The organism is Prosthecobacter sp. (assembly GCF_044226605.1).
GTDB lineage: Bacteria > Verrucomicrobiota > Verrucomicrobiia > Verrucomicrobiales > Verrucomicrobiaceae > Prosthecobacter.
The window spans coordinates 235,982-254,561 of record NZ_JBGAGS010000008.1; the positions used below are offsets into that span (position 1 = coordinate 235,982).

An 18,580-nucleotide genomic window follows, 5' to 3' on the forward strand; every position below is an offset into this window, starting at 1 on the left:
CCTTGTCACGGGGGCGGCTTCGCTCGGCGGATCAAAATGACGATCGTGTCGAGAACTGTTCTAAGGTGTAAAGCTCACGCGATAGAAGGCGCGCTGGCCATTGATGCGGGCTGGGAGAGTGTCTGTGTAGGTGGCGTTGGTGTAGGTATTGGTGTAGGTCAGTGGCGAGGTGATGTTCTGCCAGGTGATGAGATCTGTGCTGTACTGAATCTGGCAGGGCTTGTTGGGTGTGGCGTTCCAGCGGAGGATGACCTGCCCCTGCCCTGCCGCGACCATCTCGATGGGAGGGAAAACGGTGGGGCGGAGGGTGAAGCTGTTGCTCACATCCAGATTGTGACGCGTGGTGTTTTCATCCTGCGGGCGGTAGGCGCGCACGTAGTCGGCCACGACCTGGGAAGGGGTGACGCGCACGCGGATGTGGCCTGAGTCCGTGAGCAGGAGGCTGTTGAGGCCCTGGGTGTATTTGCCGTCCCCGGCGCTGCCAAGGGAGGTGTAGTTGGCGGTGCCGGGCTGCGGGCATTCGAGATAGACCACGCCATCCAGCGTCTGGTAGCCGTAGAGGTGGTCGTGCCCGTGGAAGACGACGCTGACCTTGTTTTGCTTGAGCAGATTGTGAATGGGCATGTCCCAGCCGGGGCGTCGCGTGGCAAAGCCATTGGTGGTGCCGTCGGCATTGAGGCCGCCCCATTCATAGAAGCCCGCCACCTCCACGCCTCCGCGTGCGGCCACGTTGGGCGTGACGCCATCGGCCAGCGTGGTGGAGCCGCCCACGATGTGGTGCATGAAGACAAACTTGTAGCGCGCGCTGCTGTTTTTCAGCGTGTCGCGCAGCCAGTTGTACTGCGTCTGGCCGAGCGTCCAGTTCCAGGCGTCGTTCCCCTGGTTGGGGTTGCTGTTGGTATTCCAGAATGGATCGAGAACGATGAAGAGCGCGTCTCCCCACTCCCAGGCGTAGTAGTCCTCCAGCAGGCCGAGGCTGCCGCCGGTGTAGGTCAGAGGTGTGGGATTGCCAGTGTAGAAGGTGCTGGGCACCGGGGTGGGGTAGTAGGCTTTGCGCGCCAGCAGATCCCACGCGGGAATGTTGTTGAGCTTGTCGGGGGCGGAATTGAAAAGGTAGCCATACTCCGCCTCGTGATTGCCGAGGGTGAAGAAAAACGGAACGCTGTGGCAGACGAGCTCAAACTGGTTGCGGAGGAGGATGGCGCGGTTGTTGAGCAGGGACTGATTGAGCTGGCCGGTGGAGAGTTCGCCGCCCCAGACGGCGGGAATGCCGTTGGCGAGAGGCTCCTCCATTTTGTCGGTCATGAAGATGTCGCCGAGGTCGATGTGGAAGTCGGGGGCGTCGGTGGCTATGTTAGACATGGCGCGGTTGAGCAGGCTCAGGTCTGTGTTCACGTCCAGATGCGGATCCGCCGTGAGGGTGAAGGTGAAGGAGGTGCCGCGACCGCGTGCGGTGTGGAAGCTGCGCTCGCCACGCGCATTGTAGAAGCTGGCTCCGGTGCCGCGATACCTGAAGCGGTAGTAGTACTCGGTGTCAGCCTGCAGGCCGCTGAGGGTGATCTCCACGGGGTTGTAAAATTCAGGGTGCGCGGGGTCCACCTGGAACAGCGCGGGCGTGGTGGCCTGCGTGTAGCTGCCTGGGCTGGTGCCGTATTCCACAAAGGCGTAGAGATCCGTGGTGCCGACGATATTGAGCGTCATGCTGGTATCTGATGGCATGCCGAGGAATTCAGCGCCCTTGATCGTGGCGTCCGTGAGCGATGAAGCGACTGTGTAAGTGTAGGAACCGGACGCAGGGCCGACGGTGACACCGCTGGAGGTGTCTGTGGCACTGATGGTGAAATTTACCGTGGTTCCGCCGTTTTGCACCGGGATCTGCACGCCGTAGATTCCGTCTCCGGCAGCGCCGTCCGCATGCAGGCCGTCGTCGTACATGGTGAGCAGCACATTGGCCGGAGGCGCGGTGGTGGCGACCACGATGTCATCAATGTCCACGCGCGGCTTTGCAGTGGGGGTGGTGGGTGCATAGCCGGCAAACTGCCAGCGGAACTTTGTCTGCGTGCCGATTTCTGCACCAGCGAGGTCGTAATGGTAGAGCTGAAAGCCGTGATTGAGGCTGGTGGCACTGATGCTGATGGGACTGGCGCTGGTATTTACATACGCGGCGCTGTTGATGACGAAGGAGGTGCTGCTGGTGATGGAGCTGACGGTGGTATTGGGCGCGAAGGTGGTGGCGGCGATGGCATTGCTGGCGCTGGTGGCCGTGGCGCTGGCGCTCATGGTGAACTGCGTGCCTGAGTCAATGCTGAGAATGCGCGTGCCATTGGTGATGCCGCTGGCACCGCTGACAAACATGCCCACTGAGAGTGTGGAGGTGGAGCTGGTGGTAACCAACGCACTGCCGCTGGTGGTGCTGCCGGTGACGTACACAGTAGGACCGGAGAGCGCGCGCCCGGCCACGAGGCCGCTGGTGCTTGCACAGGTGACGGTGGTGCTGCCGCTGACGCTGCCGGTGGAGTTGGTCACCCCATTGGTGAGAACGAGCGTCTTGCTGTTCCAGTCTTCACTGAGGCGAGTGTTCCAAGTGGTGCCGCCATCGGAAGAGACCTGGAAGGCCCATTGGTTGTTATTGGTGGCCGTGATGCTGACGGTGGCGGCGCTGGTGGCGGCGGCGCTCATGGTGAACTGGCTGGCGGAGTCGATGCTGATGATGCTCGCACCCGCAGGAATGCCTGTGCCCTGCACGAGCATGCCCACGCCGAGAGAGGCGGTGGTGGAGCCGGTGACCACCGCGCTGCCGGAGGTCAGGATGCCGGAGACATTCACCGTGGTGGTGGGGCCGGCGAGGCTGAGCGTCTGGAGGTAAAACTCCACGTAGCCTGCGGTACCGGTGGTATTGATGCTATTGGTGGTGGTGAACATCGAGCCTGTGAGGCTGGTGGTGCCGCCATTGAATTCCGCAGCCGCACCGGAGGCGGTGAGGGTGAGCGCGCTACCGGTGGCGGTGGCTGCGATGCTCAGCACGAAGGTGGTGCTGCTGGTCACGGAGGAAACGGGGGCGTTGTTGGGTACTCCAGCGCCGGAGACACCCATGCCATTGATGAGGCCGGCGGTGCTGTCGCACGTGACAGAGGTGCTGCCGCTCGTGGTGGTGGCATTGGTCAGCAAAACACCCGCAGCTGTGAGCGTAAGCCCGCTGCCGGTGCCTGATGCGGCCTGGGAGAGGGTGAAGGCTGTGGCGCTGGAGACGGAGGCGACGGTGGTGTTTCCCGTGGAGGCACCGCTGGTACTGCCGGGAATGTTGGTGCCGGTGACGAGCATGCCCGGCCACAGACCCGCCGTGCTGGCGCAGGTGACGGCGGTGCTGCCGCTGGCGGTGGCTACGCCGGTGATGCTGAGCGGCGTGGTGCGGTTGGCATTATTCACGGCCTGTCGCACATTGCCTGCGCCGACAGTGGTCCATGAGTTGATCGCGCCAGTGCCGTTCCAGTTGTTGGATGAGGTATTGGCAAAGACCTCGCGCCAGATGGTGGTGCTGACGGGAGTGGCGGTGTTGTAGGAGAGCTTGACGCTGGACACGGGTGCCTGCCCGGCCTGCACACGTGCGACCACGTAAACATTGTCCATGTAGGTGGGAGATGTGGGCGCGGTGGAGACGGCGGAGATGACCGGCGTTATGGGAGACAGGCTGACGGCGATGGAGCTGGCTGCCGTGTTTCCTGCGGTGTCCGTGGCGGTGGCGGTGATGGTGTTTGCTCCCACGCTCAGAGGCACGGAAGCGGTCCAGTGCGCGTAGTTGTCCGAGGTGGTGGCGGAGACTCCATTGATAATGACCGAGGCGATGCCGGAGAATGCGTCTGAGGCCGTGCCCTGCACGCTGAGGGTGGTCTGGCTGGAGATGAAGCCGTCTGCTGGTGAGGTGATGGCCACGGCGGGAGCGACCGCATCCTGTGTGGAGGTCACGGTGCTGCTGTAGCTGGAGGTGGTGACGCCGTCGGTGGCGGTGGCGCGGTACCAGTACTGGGTGCCGCTGGTCAGACCGCTGAAGGTCACGCTGGTGGTGCTGACGGTTTGTGAGGAGACGATGCTGGCAAAGTTCACGTCTGTAGCCGCCTGCACGGTGTAGCTGGTGGCATTCGTCACGGCGGGCCAGGAGATCGTCCGCGAGGTGCCTGCGCTGTACGCAGGCAGGGTGCTCAGCGCCGGACTGCCCACCACGACCGTGAGAGTGCCCGCCGGGCTGGTGACGGTGTTGGTCGCATTCGGAGTGACGTAGGTGTTCACGTTGTTGATGACCACGTCGTAGGAGCCTGCGTCAGCAGTCGTCACGCCGGTGATGGTCAGCATGGCGTAGCTGGAGCCTGACACGTACACTTTGCCATCCGGAGCAACTGCGGTGGTGTAGGTGGTGGAGCCACTGATGCGTCCGCCATCGCTGAGATTCACGCCATTTTTGCGCCACTGCACGGTGGGCACATTTTTGGCATAGGAGGTGAAGGGCACGTAGAGCTGCACGGTGCTGCCCTGCGCTGCGGTGTTGGTGATCAGCGCAGGTCCGATGTAAGGCGTATAGACTTCAGGATTGATGCTGATGGCGGACTGCAGCGAGGCAACAATCGCGGAATAGGACGAGGCGTTGGCACCGAGCATGATGTCGGTCGTTTCATAGGGGTCGTCCTGAATGTTGAAGAGCTGGTAGGTGGTGAAGCCCACATTCAGCGTGATGCCCGAGTAGGCCACGTTGGGGGGATCGCTCATGACAAAGTGGGTGGCATCGGTGATGGAGGCCACGGAGGCGCCGCCTTTGATGCCGACGCCATAGATCGAGGCACCGACCTGAAGCCCCACCGTGCTGGTGCATGTGACCGCTGTGGAGCCTGCGGTGGTGGTGCTGTTGGTCAGCAGCAAAGCACCGCTGAAGAGGACATTCGGTGCCGAAGTGTAGCCGCTGCCGCCGTTGGTCAGATTGATGGCGGTGACTGCGCCCTGGGACACGGTGGCCGTGGCAGTGGCTCCGGTGCCACCACCGCCACTGAAGCTGACGGTGGGTGTGTTGGTGTAGCCGGTGCCGCCGCTGTTCAGCGTGAAGTTTGTGATGACTCCTCCGGAGACGGTGGCCGTGGCGGTGGCACCGCGACCGCCGCCGGTGGCGCTGTAGATGAGCTTGAAGGTCTTGGTCTGGCCGCTGAGGGGATCGGTGAAATTGTTGAAGCCGACATTCGGGCTGGCCACGGTGACAAGCGGCGAGATGTTGGTGGTCGTGGTGTTCTTGGATCCGTCCGGATTGGTCTGGAAGCGTGTCTGCGTGCCATCTGGAGTGCTGCCGGAGATGGTCTTCAAAGCAGGCCACATGTTGAGGCCGTCAAAGGGCTTGGTGTTCTTCGGTGTGACTCCGGTGGCAGCACAGAGCGTTGGGAAGAGGTCGCCCACCCAAAGGTACATGTTGCTGATGACGCCTGCGGTGATGGTGATGGACGAGGGACTGCTAGCCGTGGCGGGTGCTGCGCTCAGTACGAAGTGGGTGGCGTCTGTGACAGAGGCTACCGTGGTGCCATAGGCCAGTCCGGTGCCTGCCAGGGCCATGCCGCTGGAGAGTCCGGTGGTGCTGTCGCAGGTAACGGTGGTGCCGCTGGTGGTCACGCAGTTGGTCAGCGTGAGACCGCCTGCGAGCTGGCCCGGCCAGCGAATGCCCGCAGGGGTGCGGATGCCACCTTCATACGGATCCGTCTTGGCACCGCGCAGCGGGAGGTCCGAGCCGCCGGTGGCGTTCTCGCCGCCGTTGTCACTGAAGAAAACGACGAGTGTGTTGTTGCTGATGCCCGCAGTGTCGAGCGCGGCCAGCACACGCGCCATGTTTCGGTCCATGTTGTCCACGGAGGCGGCGAGGGTTCGCGTAGGCATATCGGCGATGTAGTGCGTGGGATCGGAGGGTGAGGCATATTTGGCCACGACCTCCGCAGGGGCTGAGATAGGGCCATGGATGGTGTTGAATGCCAGGTAGCCGAGGAAGGGCTTGGAGGTGTCGCGGTTTTGGATCTGCGAGATGATCTTGTCTGCCAGGAGATCGCCGGAGTAGCCGCCGTGGCCTTGGGAGTCGGTGTGCTCGCTGGCACCGTCCACGATCACATTGTTGAGCCACCAGTCGGGCTGATAGACATTGTCGATCAGCGTTTCCGCCGAGCGGTGGGTCAGGCAGTCGATGGCCCCGGAATAAGAGCCGTAGTGCAGGCCCCAGCCTCGGTTGGTGGGAGCGTAGGCGATGCCTTCTTGGATGATGAGTGTGTTCTGGCCATTCACCGTGGTGTAGGCGATGTTTTTGTCCGCGCCGCCGCAGTGCCACTTGCCGGCCATGAAGGTCTGATAGCCGGAGGCGGCAAAGGTCTGGGGCATGATGTGCTCGCTGAGATCCAGACCGCGCGAGTTGTTCACGCCGGTACGGATGGCGGAGCGTCCGGTGAGCAAGGTGGAGCGCGTGACGCTGCAGACGGCGGTGGGGTAAAAGCGCTCCAGCCGGATGCCTTTGGTGGCAAAGCTGTCCATCGCCGGAGTGTCCACATGCACACGGCCTGCATAGGTGTGGTAGCCGATGTCTCCCCAGCCCTGGTCATCGGTTACGATAATGAGGACGTTGGGCGGCGTGCTGCTGCTGACGGTGAAGAGCTGCGAGGCGGTGTGCGCCGCGCTGTCGGTCACGGTAACGCTAAAGGCATAGGCGCCTGCCGTCGTGGGCGTGCCGCTGAAGGTGCCATTGGTGCCCAGCGTGACACCGGGTGGCAGGGAGCCGCCGGTCACATTCCAGGTGTAGCCGCTGCCCGAGCCACCGGTGGCGGCCAGAGTCTGCGTGTAGGCGGCGCTGGTGAGCGCATTCGGCAGCGCAGGTGCGGTGGTGATGGCCAGCGGCAGGGTGATGGTGTAGCTGCCTGCATTGGCGAGCGTGGTGGTGGTGCCGGTGCTGTCCCTGGCCTGGATGGAGTAGCTGATCTGTGTGCCGGAGGCAAAGGCGGGAAGCTGCACGCCATACACGCCATCTCCCGCCGTGCCGTCTCCATGCGCGCCATCATCAAACATCGTGAGCGTGACTCCAGGCACCGTGGAGATGGTGATGTCATCCACATTGAAGACCGGAGACCGGGTGGGAGTAGGCGGATTGTAGCCGCTGTACTGGAAGCGCATCTTAAGGGTGTTCACCAGCTCGCTCTGCTGCAGCGTGTAGCTGTAGGACTGGTAGCCGTGATTCAGCGTGGTGCCTGCCAGTGCGATGGAGGAAAGGGTGAGCGCCGGGGCGGTGTTGACCACAAAGTGCGTGGCATCGGTTACCGAGGAGACTGTGGCACCCGCGGCAAGATACGTGGCCACCAAGCCCTGCCCCGTGGCTGTGGAGGTGGCCGCAGTGCTGAGCACAAAGGTGGTGCTGTTGGTGATGGAGCTCACATACGCATTGGCCGGAATGCTGTTGGCACCGGTCAGAGACATGCCCACGACGAGGCTGCTGGTGCTGGCGCAGGTGACAGTGGTGCTGCCGCTGGTGGTGGCCACGCTGGTGAGCATGACACCTGAGATGGCATTGAAGGTCTGCGCGGAGCCGTTGGCCGTGGCATTCACGCTGAGGACAAAATGGGTCGTATCGGTAATGGAGCTGACGGTGGCGTTGTTGGGCACGCCCGCGCCCACCACCACCATGCCTGCGGTAAGCCCCGTGGTGCTGGCGCAGGTGACGGTGGCGCTTCCCGTGCTGGTGGAGCAGCCTGTGAGCACGAGGCTGGGGCTGCCCACGCTCATGCCTGCGGTCAGACCGGAGGTGCTGGCGCAGGTGATGGTGGTGCTGCCGCTGGTGAGGCTGCACCCGCTGAGATTTACCGTATTGGCGGCGTAGGATTCGCTCAGGCGTGTGTTCCAGGTGGTGCCGCCATCGGGAGAGAGCTGCATGGTCCAGCCATTGCCCGCGACCATGTTCTGCGTCTGCACATAAAACTGCAGTGTGCCGGAGAGGCCCGATGCCGGAATGGCATTGGTGATGGTGACGTTGTTGTCCGTGTAGAGCGCGCTGCCTCGGGTAAACTGCAGGCCGGTTCCAGCGGAGGTGAGCGTGGCGCTGGCATTGGTGGCAGCAGCATTGCCGCTGAGGGTGAACTGCGTGGCGCTGTTTACGGCGGAGATGGTGGTGTTATTCGGGATGCCAGGGCCTGTGATCGGCATGCCGGAGAGCGTGGCTGTGATGGCCAGACCGGTGTTCGTGGCTGTGGCGTTGGAGCCCATGACGAGCTGCGTGCTGTTGGTCACCGATTTGACGATGGTGTTGGCTGGAATGCCTGTGCCGCTCAGCGTCATGCCCACCTGCAGGCCGGTGGTGCTGGCGCAGGTGACGGTGGCGCTGCCGCTGGTGGTGGCTCCGCTTGTCAGACTCACCGTCGTGGCACCCACCAGGCCTGTCGTACTGGGGCAGGTGACGGTGGTGCTGCCGCTGGTGAGGGAGCAACCGGTGAGCGTGATGCCTGCGGCGTAAAGAGTGAGCGCACTGCCGCTGCCCGTGGCGCTGGTGCTGAGCACCAGTGTTGTTGAATTGGTCACGCTGCTGACCGTGGTGCCGGTGGGGATGTTGGTGCCAGCCACGAGCATGCCCGGCCACAGGCCTGCGGTGCTGGCACAGGTGACGGTGGTGCTGCCGCTGGTGGTGGTGCAGGCGGTGAGGCTAAGCGGTGTGCTGTGATTGCTGCCGCTGCCGTTTTGACTGATCTGCCCGCTGCCGCCCGAAGCCGTGGTCCAGGGATTCAGCGCGCCATTGCCCTGCCAGGGCTGGGGATACAACACCGGCGTCATCGTTTCGCTGAAGACCTGGCTGGAGGTCAGCGCGCCCTGGCTGTACGAAAGCTGCACCTGGGAGATGGTGGTGCCGGAGGGTGGCGAGATCTGAGTGGTCACATACGGAGTATCCGTGCTCTCCACGCTGGTGGGATTGGTGGCAGGTGTGCCGATCACAGGCACGGAGCCTGTCAGCGTGGCATCAAACGACGAGCCCACGGCGGTGTCGCTGCAGGCGATGTGCAAAGCTGCCGCATAGGAGACGCCGGGGCTGGCATTGCTAAACATGACGCCGAAGGTGGTGCTGCCTCCGGCGGCCAGCGTGGTGGGATTGGCCGGCGCACCGACAAGGAAGAAGTTGGAGGCATTTACACCATCGATCGTGACGCCGTTCAGCGTCAGCGAGGTGGTGCCGTTGTTGGTGATGGTGAAGGTCTTGGTGCCCAGGCCGCTGAAGCCCACGCTGCTCACGCCATCTGTGAGCGTGCTGGAGCCCTGGGCCACGGAGATTTGCGTGGTGACGCTGGTGGTGCGCACCGCAAAGACCGGATATGTGGAGGCAAACACCTCGTAGCTGATGATGCCCTGTGCTCCGCGTGTGGGACCGCTCTGCGCGGGCACTGAGTTGTTGATGCCCATCTCCACCAGCCATGCCTGCGTGACTGCGCCCGCCTTCACTGCGCTGGAGGTCCAGTAGGCTGTGGGCGGCACCAGCGCCCGGAAGGTCTGACCGGTGCTGGCAAGGATGCCCGTGCCGCTGGTGACGGTGAAGGTGGTGGCGCTCGTGACGCTGGCCACCACGGGAGGCGTGTTGGTCGGCAGGTAGGTGCCGCCGGGATTGTAGGGATCCACCAGCACCATGCCGGGAATCATGCCTGTGGTGTCTGCGCAGGTGATGGTGGTGCCACCTGCGGTGGTGATGCAGCCGGTCAATGTTTTGGAAAACAGCGTACGGTTCATCGCGGGCTTGATGCCCGTGGCGCTGGAGGCCGTGGCCAGCGTGTAATCCGTGAGCGTCTGCAGCTCTTTCACCGTAGGCAGGCGCCAGTCGCCGTAGCCGCCGAGAGAGAGGTTCTCTGCATAGCTGATGGCAGACTGCCAGTTCATCCCTGCGGCTGGCAGCTGCGTCCACATCAGGCTGGTGTCCGTGTCGGTGATGGTGCCGTCGTTGTTGTTCACGTAGCTGTGGCCGTTGCCGGGCTTGCTGCCGCGCACGTAGCGTGCGTTGTAGCGCAGGCTTCCCCCTGCGCTGATGGTTTCCGTGATCGGCTTCGGCCCCAGACCGCCGCCGGCATTGGTACACCACACGTGAGTGGCATCGGTACCGTAGATGTCGCTCGTCCACCAGTAGTCGGCGCTGTTGGTGTTGGGGAATTTTGTCTGGTCAAAGGCGGGATTGTTATTGTGATTGAGAATGCTGAAGAGCTCCGCAGGCGTGGGCAGTCGCCAGTCGGTGTAGCCGCCGGTGCTCTGTGTGGAGGCATTCGTCACAGCGCTGGCCCAGGTGGATTCTCCGGCATCGGTCTTCTGCCACATGAGGCCGGTGACGCTGTCCGTGATGGTGCCGTCTCCATCGTCCGTGAGAGCAGGCGGATTGATCGTGTAGTCTGAATCTTCGCCGAAAGGAGCCCCGGAAACCGTGATCGTCTGCCCGGTGTCGGGCAGCTTGATCTCGCTCCATCCGGACATGGGGTAGGTGGTGAGGCGTGCGCCGCCATTGCTCGTCGCACTCGGGGTATAGACGGTCGTGGTCGTCGCGCCGGGCAGCCGCCAGGTGATGGTGAGCGTCTTGGGATTGGCGTTGCGGTTGATCTTCCAGCACTCGTCGTAGTCGGTGCCGTTGATAGTCACACGCAGGCGGTAGTTGTCCGCAGAAGCCACCGCACCTGGGGAGGTGTCCTCGATGAGATTGCCAGAGCCGTCGGTGGTCAGAGCCACCGGGTTTTTATAGGCGTTGGCATTGAATCCCGCGCCACTGACCGGCTGCGCGGTGTAGCCGCCGGTGCCCGACTGACGGATGGCGGAGATCTCGGGCTGGCCGTCTACCTGGCCGCCGAAGTTGACCACCGTGCCACGGAAGGAAGTCATCATGTAAGGCGACTGCGGCGTGCCGTAGGGGTGGGTGGAGTCCACGGTGTTGGTGCCCACGGCATGGTAATGGTAGCCCCAGCCGCTGCCGTGGTCGTGGCCGCCCAGGGAGTCCAGCGTCTGGCGTGTGCTGCCATCGGGCTCCACGTAGCCATAGATGGGGTAGCCATCCAGCGCCCAGGCGATGGGCTTGTCATCGCTGAGCGGACCGCCGAAGCGCGCCGAGAGGTGCATGGGCACGATGTGGTAGTGGTAGTCGTCCGCCATGCCGCAGTGGCCGCCGTAGTAGTCCAGCTCTCCGATCTCATAAGACACGCGGCCGGTGTTGTTGGCAGGATTGAAGATCGCGATACCATTGGAGGCCAGCGCCACCGCGCCACGCTGGAAGTTGTTGTTGGTGGAGCCGGGTGTGAAAATCAGCGTGGGAGAGGCCGCCGCTGTGGGCACCAGCGGCAGGCGCCAGTAGTTGGGCTGGCCATAGCCGAGAGAGCCTGCGGTGCCCTCAGGGTTGGTCACACCGGCAAAGTAGGCCACCGGCAGCGGGATCTGCTGCTGCCAGGAGCTGATGCCCACCATGCGGTTGGGCATGCTGTCCGGCATGTTGTCAGACTCTTCGTAAAAGGTGGTGCCATCCCAATAGAAGCGCACCTTGGGTTTGAAAGGTGCGAACGATGCCGCCATCAGCGCGCCATTGCCCGCAGGTGCCGCGGCCAGCGGCGCGATGGAGGCCATCAGCATCGTATAAAACGAAGAAGGAGCCGCCGTGGAAGCTACCGAGACTGGACGGCGTAGCCTGTCCGGCAACGGGGCAGATGCGCTGGCCTGTGGCTTCAGATTTGCCGCGGACTGCAGATAATCGTCCAAGATATGCTGGCGCAGTTCTTCTGTGTAGATCGTTTTCCCCTGCTGCCCTGGTGCTGTACCCGGGGTATGGGCCAGACCGCTGAGTGGCAGCGCTAGAACAATCGGTAGAAGCTGGGAGACAGGCAATTTCATACGCCTGCATGCTGAATGTGGCATGTCAGCACTGCATGAGCGCTCAGGCGCTGAATTGTCAGCAAACGGTAAAGGAGTCAGGGCAGCACCGCTGGAATGGTCCGTCCCCCCCCACCCTGCCCCGGTCTAAGGAAGCGACACCTTAGGGCAGATTTTTGAACAGCTCTGCCAGCACCTCGCCCCGAGTCCTTCCCGAAGAGGGCGAGTCCGATTTTTCGGCTGCAGCGACGGCGGCGGCTCTTTGCATGGGTGCATCGAACTTCTGCAGCCACGCCGCGTGGGTGGAAACTTTGAGAGGTTCATCGAGTCGGGCGTTGTAGTCTGCAAAAAAGCCTTTGGTGGCGAAGTATTGGGCGGCGGGGATGCGGGGATCGCCTGAAGAGACATCGAGGTCATTGAAGAAGCTGACCATGATGTGCTGTGAGACGAGCTTGCGCAGAAGCAGGTCAGGAGAGAGCTGGGCGGGAGGGATGTTTTGCTGGATGGAGAGCGCGGCGGCGTGGGCGGCGGATTCGGCGATGTTCATCCAGGTTGGCTCGAGGCGGATGGTGCCCCAGGCGACGTGGGTGGAGGAGAGGCAGACGGGGACGAGGAGATTGTCGATGCCCTGGGGAAGGATGGCGCGGTAAGGGACCTGGCCGGGGAAGGTTTCGACATCGAGCATCATCTTGCCTTCTTCCAAAGCGCCGGGGATGTGGCGTGGGGTGCAGGCGTGGGTGTCGAGATACCATTCTGTGGTAGCGATGCTGTCCGAGTGCAGCGGAGCGTGATCGAGGCCGGGAGCAAGCATGGCATCGTGCTGGGTGAAGATGTAGCGGCCGGTGATGCGGCGGGCTTCGCGGATGTAGAACTCGTAGGGGCGATGGGCGTTGTCGGTGAATTCGTCCTTGGCGAGGCCGTAGTCGCGCCAGGACTTCTGGCGTGCGGGATCGACGGAGGGATCGTTTTGCAGGAAGTAGAGGAGGGCCATGGTGGCGCTCCAATGGGCGTCCATGACTTTGAGGCGACCGGGCCAGTCGGCCTCGACGTAGGAGGTGTGGATGCCAACGAGCTGGGGGCGGTTCCAGCCGCGTTTGAGATTGGGGATGGGGGCGACGATGGAGCCGTGCTCGAGGAGTTTGAGCTTTTCAGGATCGTAGTCGGCGGGCTTTTCGACGGGAAGGCGGTTGGCGGGATCTGAGCTGAGGGGCGTGCGGTAGTTGAAGGCCTGGACGTTGCCGTCGGCCTCGCCAGTGCTCTCGGGTTCCTTGATGGCCTGAAGGCCGCTGAATTTGCGGAGGTTCAGAGATGCGTGGAGTTTGACGGCGCGTTCGATTTCGGGAGTGGGGGCGGTTTTGACGCCTGCCATGTAAATGATACCGGCGTGAGGCTCGTGGAATTCGGCGCGGGCTTCGCGGCCAAGGCGATATGGGACTTTGGCGACGGCAGCGAGATCGCCCTCATAGCTGCAGTCAGCGAATATTTTTGCGGTGATGTGTTTTTCGCCGGGGCCTTCGAGTTCGCGGATGGTGATGGATTTTAGAACGGAGCCTTCGCGTTGGACGGAGGTGGGGTAGTAGCCGCGGATGACGGTGATGTTTTTCTCCTGGGTGACGAGGCGGGTGAGAACGGCCTCTGCGACATGAGGCTCGAACTTGCCATTCGAGTGACCGCTTTTGCCGGGGAGGGCGTCGCGGTACTGGGGAGATTTTTCGCCGTAGGTGGTGCGGTAGTGATCGAAGATGGCCTGGCGTGCCTCATCGTAGATGGGCGAGCGTTTGCCTTCCCAGAGTGTGTCCCACACGCCGAGGCCGCTGGAGAGGATGCCGCCGAGGTGGGCATTGTGGTTTACGAGGACGACGCTGAGGCCTTCGCGGGCGGCGCGAACGGCCATGGCGATGCCACCGGGAGTGGCTTCGTAGATGCAGAGGTCGGCTTGCTCAGCGTGGAGTGATGACGCGGCCAGCAGGAGGATGGCGAGAAGGGCTTTCATCATTTTGACGCGGTTGCGGGAGCGCTGGGTGGGGATTCATTGCCGGCGACGTCGAGGAAGGTGAGGGTGTAAGTGTGTGGTTCTTTGGAGTCATCGCTGATGGCGATGGCGCGAAGGCCTTCGGGTGGGGCGTCGCGTGAAGTGGCGATGCGTGCGCCGGGTTTGACGCCGAGTTCTTTCCAGGGCATGCCATCGCGATGGATGCGGAGGGTGCGCAGGCCGCCATCGAGGGCAGGTGTGAGGGTGCAGGTGAGCTGAATGATCCCGGCGGCATCGCGCGTGGCGGTGAGTGTGGGAGCGGGGAGTTGGGGATGGGATGGATGGAGGGTGCCGTGCTCGGAAAATTCGCGCCAGAGTTTGGCGAGGTCTGCATTGGGGAGCCAGGCGAGGGTGGGATCGTGGAGGTTTGAGTCGTTGAGTTCGCGGTCCTGGAGGGAGGTGGTGTCCACAAGAGTGCCGGGGATTTTTGACTGAAGCACGGCAGCGAAGAAGGGGATGATGACGAGGCGGGAGTCATCGCAGCCGTGTTCTGAAAGTGGGTCGATGAGACGACCGACGGTGGCGCCCTGGGAGCGCAGTTCGCGGAACATGGTGTTCATGGGTTCCCAGGAAACGAAGTGGCTGGAAGTGGGGACGGTCTCGCGTTTTCCCCAGACGAAGAGGAGGGGCAGCTTGTGTGCGGCGGGGGCGAATTTGGCGCGGAAGGCGGGATCTCCGAACTGCTTGTGACAGCCGCCGCGGAAGGAGGCTGCGAGGACGCGACCGGGATGGCGGACAATCATCTGCGCGGACCAACTGGAACCGCCGGAGTGGCCCCAGAGGAGCCAAGGTGCGTCTTTGAGTTCGGGGCGGGCGGAGGTTTGAGCGAACTCAGCCAAGGCGGAGAGCAGGGCGCGTTCGGAGCCGCTATCGGGGTCGTTCCATTCATCGCAGCCCCCGGCGACGTGATATATGGGTGCGAGGAGGGCGCAGTTGTGCTGGCGGGCGAGGGCGCGCCAGTGGAAGTCCTGAGTGACGGGGGGGTGTTTGTCGGGAGAGGCATTGGTGCAGCCGTGCTGGTGGATGATGACGGCTTTGACTGGCTGTGCGGGATCTGGGAGCCAGCAGGAGAATTCGGCGTGCTGGAAGCGATCAGTGCCGGAAGGTGGGACTATCAGGTTCAGCAAGCGGCCGTCATCCGCGTGGACGAGCGAGACCAATAACGAAAGGATGAGAAGGAGGGGCTTCATGGTTTGAGCTGCTGCCAGAGTTTGAGCAAGAAGGTGCCGCGAGTTTGATCGGTGGCGGGAGAGTTTTGTGTCTCGGCGGCGTGGACTGCAATGGCGGTCTGTGCGGGATCGCTGGGGTGCTCCCAGGCAGTGCGCACGGCGGTGGTAAGAGGAGCATCGAGGCGCGCATTGTAGCTGTCGAAGAAGCCTTTGGTGCCGAAGTATTGAGCGGCGACGATGCGGGGATCGTCGGAGGTGACATCGACGTCGCTGAAGAAGGTGATCATGACGTGGCTGGAGGCGAGCTTGCGGATGAGCTGGTCGGGATCGAGGGCAGCGGGTGTGGTTTTGTTTTTGATGGCAAGGGCAGCGGCGAAGGCGGCGGATTCGCCGGTTTGCATCCAGACGGGTTCGAGACGGATGGAACCCCAGCCGACGTGGGATGCGGAGAGGGGCACGGGGACGAGGACGTTGTCGAGTTCCTGCGGGAGCAGGCTGCGATAGGGCACCTGGGCGGGACGTGATTCTTCGCCGAGGAACAAGATGCCGTCCATGTTGCCGCCGGGTGTTTTGCGCGGGAGGCAGGCAACGGAATCGACCGGCCAGTCGGTGATGGCGATGCTGTCACTGTGAATGGGGGTGCGGGAGATGCCGGAGGCGATGACGTTGTCCTGCTCTTTGAAAACATAGCGGCCCACGAGGCGGCGGGCTTCGCGGACGTAGATCTCGTAGGGGACGTGGTCGTTGTCGGGGAACTCATCGGCGGCGAGGCCGTAGCCGGTGAACTGTTTGCGGTCTGCGTCTGATGCGGCGGGATCGTTTTGTGCCCACCAAAGGCGCATGAGCATGCCTTCGAGGTAGCGTTTTGAAATGGCCTCGCGAGTGGGCCAGTCGGCGGCGGGATATTCGTTTTGCGGGCCGATGAGGCGACCGCCGTTCCAGGCGACTTTTTGATTGGGGAGATTGGGGACAAAGCCACCGCCGCCTGCGGCTTTGGCGATGGCGGGATCGTAGTTCGCGGGCTTGGGAAGCAGGATGCGGTTGGCCGGATCGCGAGTGAGGATGAGGCGGTAGTTGTAGGCCATGACGGAGGCGTCGGCCTCGCCGCTGTTTGGGCCTTCGACGATGCCGGCGGTGGCGTGGCTGTTGTAGCGGATGTTGAGAGTGCCTTCGTCTGCCGCTTTGGGGAAGCCGCGCTGGCCGGGGTCTTTGTGGCGCTCTTCGGAATAGATGACGCCTGCGTGGGGTTCGTTGTATTGGGTGCGTGACTCGCGGCCGATCTGAGTTTTCACGCCTACGGCGGCGAGGAGATCGCCTTCATACATGCCGTCGGCGAAGATGCTGGCGCTGACGGTGATTTCGCTGCCGCCGTGGATGGGCTGAAGGGTAGCGGATTTTAGGAGGCGGCCTTCGCGAGTGGTCTTTGTGACGACGTGGCCTAGGAGGACGGTGAGTGATTTTTCACGCTCGACCATCTGATTGAAGAGAAGCTCGGCGATGCGGGGTTCGATCTTGGGGCGGTCGATGTGAGCGCGGCTGGTGGCGCTGGGCATGGAGAGGATGTGCTGGGGAGAATTCTCGCCGTAGGTTTTGCGGTAGTAGTCGCTGGCACCGCGCAGGATTTCGTCATAGAGCGGCGACCGCAGGCCATCATACGGGGCCTCCCACCCGCCTGCGCCGCTGGTGCTGAAGCCGCCGAGGTGCTGGGTGTGATTGACGAGGAGCACGCTGAGGCCTTCGCGCGCGGCACGCACGGCGCAGGTGATGCCGCCGGGGGTGCCGCCGATAACAACGAGATCGTAGGATTTGCCGTTTATGTCCTGAGGTTGTGCGGCGCTCTTGAGGAGCATTGGCGGGGGGATTTTCACCGGAGCTGAGGATGTTTTTTCCTGGGCTGGGAATCCGGTGAATGTGCGGGTGTTGCGCTCGGCGGTGGCTTCGGCTTCGGGGAGGAGTTGCAGGCCATCGACGGCGACGAAGCCATCGGCGTCCGTGTTTGAGATGGTGATGGTGGTGGATCCTTTTTCGAGGTCGAAGATGCCGAGTGCGCGTGGAATGCCGTCTTCCATGCAGGGTTCGCGCTGATTTAAGGTGAGCGATTTGGAGCCGATGGTGATGTGAGCATTGCGTGCGCGATTGCTGGCGGCGGTGTAGAGCAGGCGGACTTCGTAGCGGCCTGTTTCTGGGATGAGGGGCGTGAAGGTGGCTGTGGCGGGAGCTTTGCGCTCAGCGGTGCGATAGGTTGAGCCGATGAGTGAGGGGAGCTTGTCGCTAGTGGCCCACTTGCCGGTGAAGGTGGCTTCTGTGTCATCGAGCACGAGGCCGGCGGCTTTGCTGGCAGCAGCGGGTGCAGCGGTGGATTTTTCGAGTTTGTCGGTCTCGGCGAGAGTGAAGCGGGTGCTGATGACGGAGTTCTGTTCCGGGCCGGGGCGATATTTGATGTAGGTGGTGGCGACGATGGTTCCATCGGGCAAGAGTTCAAGGCCAGGGTAGCCGCAGTCGCTGCCTTTGTGGCTGTGCAGGAGTTTGATTTTGTATTCGCCATCGCGACCGCTGGTGATGTCTTCGTAATGCCCGACCCAGGCGACGAAATGATTTTTGGTGGGGCTCTTGGAGCCGGTGTCGCGGAAGCAGATGACGAGGCGGCCATCGGGGGCATAGACGGCTTTGTGGCGATCGCCATGCAGGCCGGGTGGCAGAGATTTTACTGCGGACCAAGTTTTGCCTTCGTCGTCGCTGGTGATGAAGTGGGCGGGCTCAGTGCGGATGTTTTCGCGGATGAGGCAGAGGAGTTGTTTGCCATCGGGTGAGCGGACGACTTCGGGCTCGCAGGGCTTGAGGTCGCCGAGATCGACGAGGATTCGCCAGGGACTCCAGGTGAGGCCGCCGTCGGTGGATTCGCTTTGGGTGACGACGTTGGATTTTTTGTCTTTGGCTTCGCCGGGGCGGCGGATGTTGGAGAGGCCGATGAGTTTTTTGCCGCCGTCCACTGGCATGATGGTGCAGAAGGGCATGACGGTGACGAGGCCATTGCTTTGCATGGGGGACCATGTGCGGCCGTCATCGGTGGAGACGGATTGCTGCATAGTGCCATCGGTGCCCTGGCCGGCGAAGACGAAGAGGCGCGCGGTGCCCTGGGGATCGGTAAGGCGGTAGAGGGCGGGGCAGTTTTTGACCTGCTGCCAGTTTTCTGGGATGGGCTGAAGAGCGCTCCAAGTTTTGCCGCCGTCTTCGCTGCGCTTCATGGGGCCGCAACCACCGCCGTGGCCGTGGGTCCAGACACAGAGCATGGTCTTGCCGTCTGGCAGGAGGAGAGTGGTGGGGTGGCCTTGGTACTCTTCTGCGGTGCCTTGGGCGATGATGACTTGGCGTGCGGTGTCTTGGGAGAGGTCGAGTATGGGTGGTTGGGCAGCGGCGTGGAGAGATGAAAAGGCGAGCAGTGCGAGTGCGGCGGTGGTCGGGAGGCGCATGCGTTGAAGACGATGGACGGATTTGGTTGTTGCTGGTCAATTTAGTG

The 18,580-nt window shown here is 62.9% G+C and carries 4 protein-coding genes; all 4 read right to left on the reverse strand.

The genetic code is table 11. The annotated features are described in order from the left end of the window. Positions 1 to 60 precede the first annotated feature (60 nt). Complete coding sequence (locus tag ACILSO_RS13020) at positions 61 to 11,883, reverse strand: sulfatase-like hydrolase/transferase (RefSeq protein WP_395737850.1); 11,823 nt, start codon at positions 11,881 to 11,883, stop codon at positions 61 to 63. A gap of 142 nt (positions 11,884 to 12,025) precedes the next feature. Then, complete coding sequence (locus ACILSO_RS13025; protein ID WP_395737851.1) at positions 12,026 to 13,858, reverse strand: FAD-dependent oxidoreductase; 1,833 nt, start codon at positions 13,856 to 13,858, stop codon at positions 12,026 to 12,028. After that, entirely contained in the window at positions 13,855 to 15,084 is a 1,230-nt protein-coding gene (locus ACILSO_RS13030; RefSeq protein ID WP_395737852.1) for a hypothetical protein, read from the reverse strand. The genes ACILSO_RS13025 and ACILSO_RS13030 overlap by 4 nt, the downstream gene beginning before the upstream one ends. Beyond that, on the reverse strand, positions 15,081 to 18,533 hold the full coding sequence (locus tag ACILSO_RS13035; RefSeq protein ID WP_395737853.1) for an FAD-dependent oxidoreductase: 3,453 nt from the start codon (positions 18,531 to 18,533) through the stop codon (positions 15,081 to 15,083). Before ACILSO_RS13035 ends, ACILSO_RS13030 begins: the two co-directional genes overlap by 4 nt. Positions 18,534 to 18,580 lie beyond the last annotated feature (47 nt).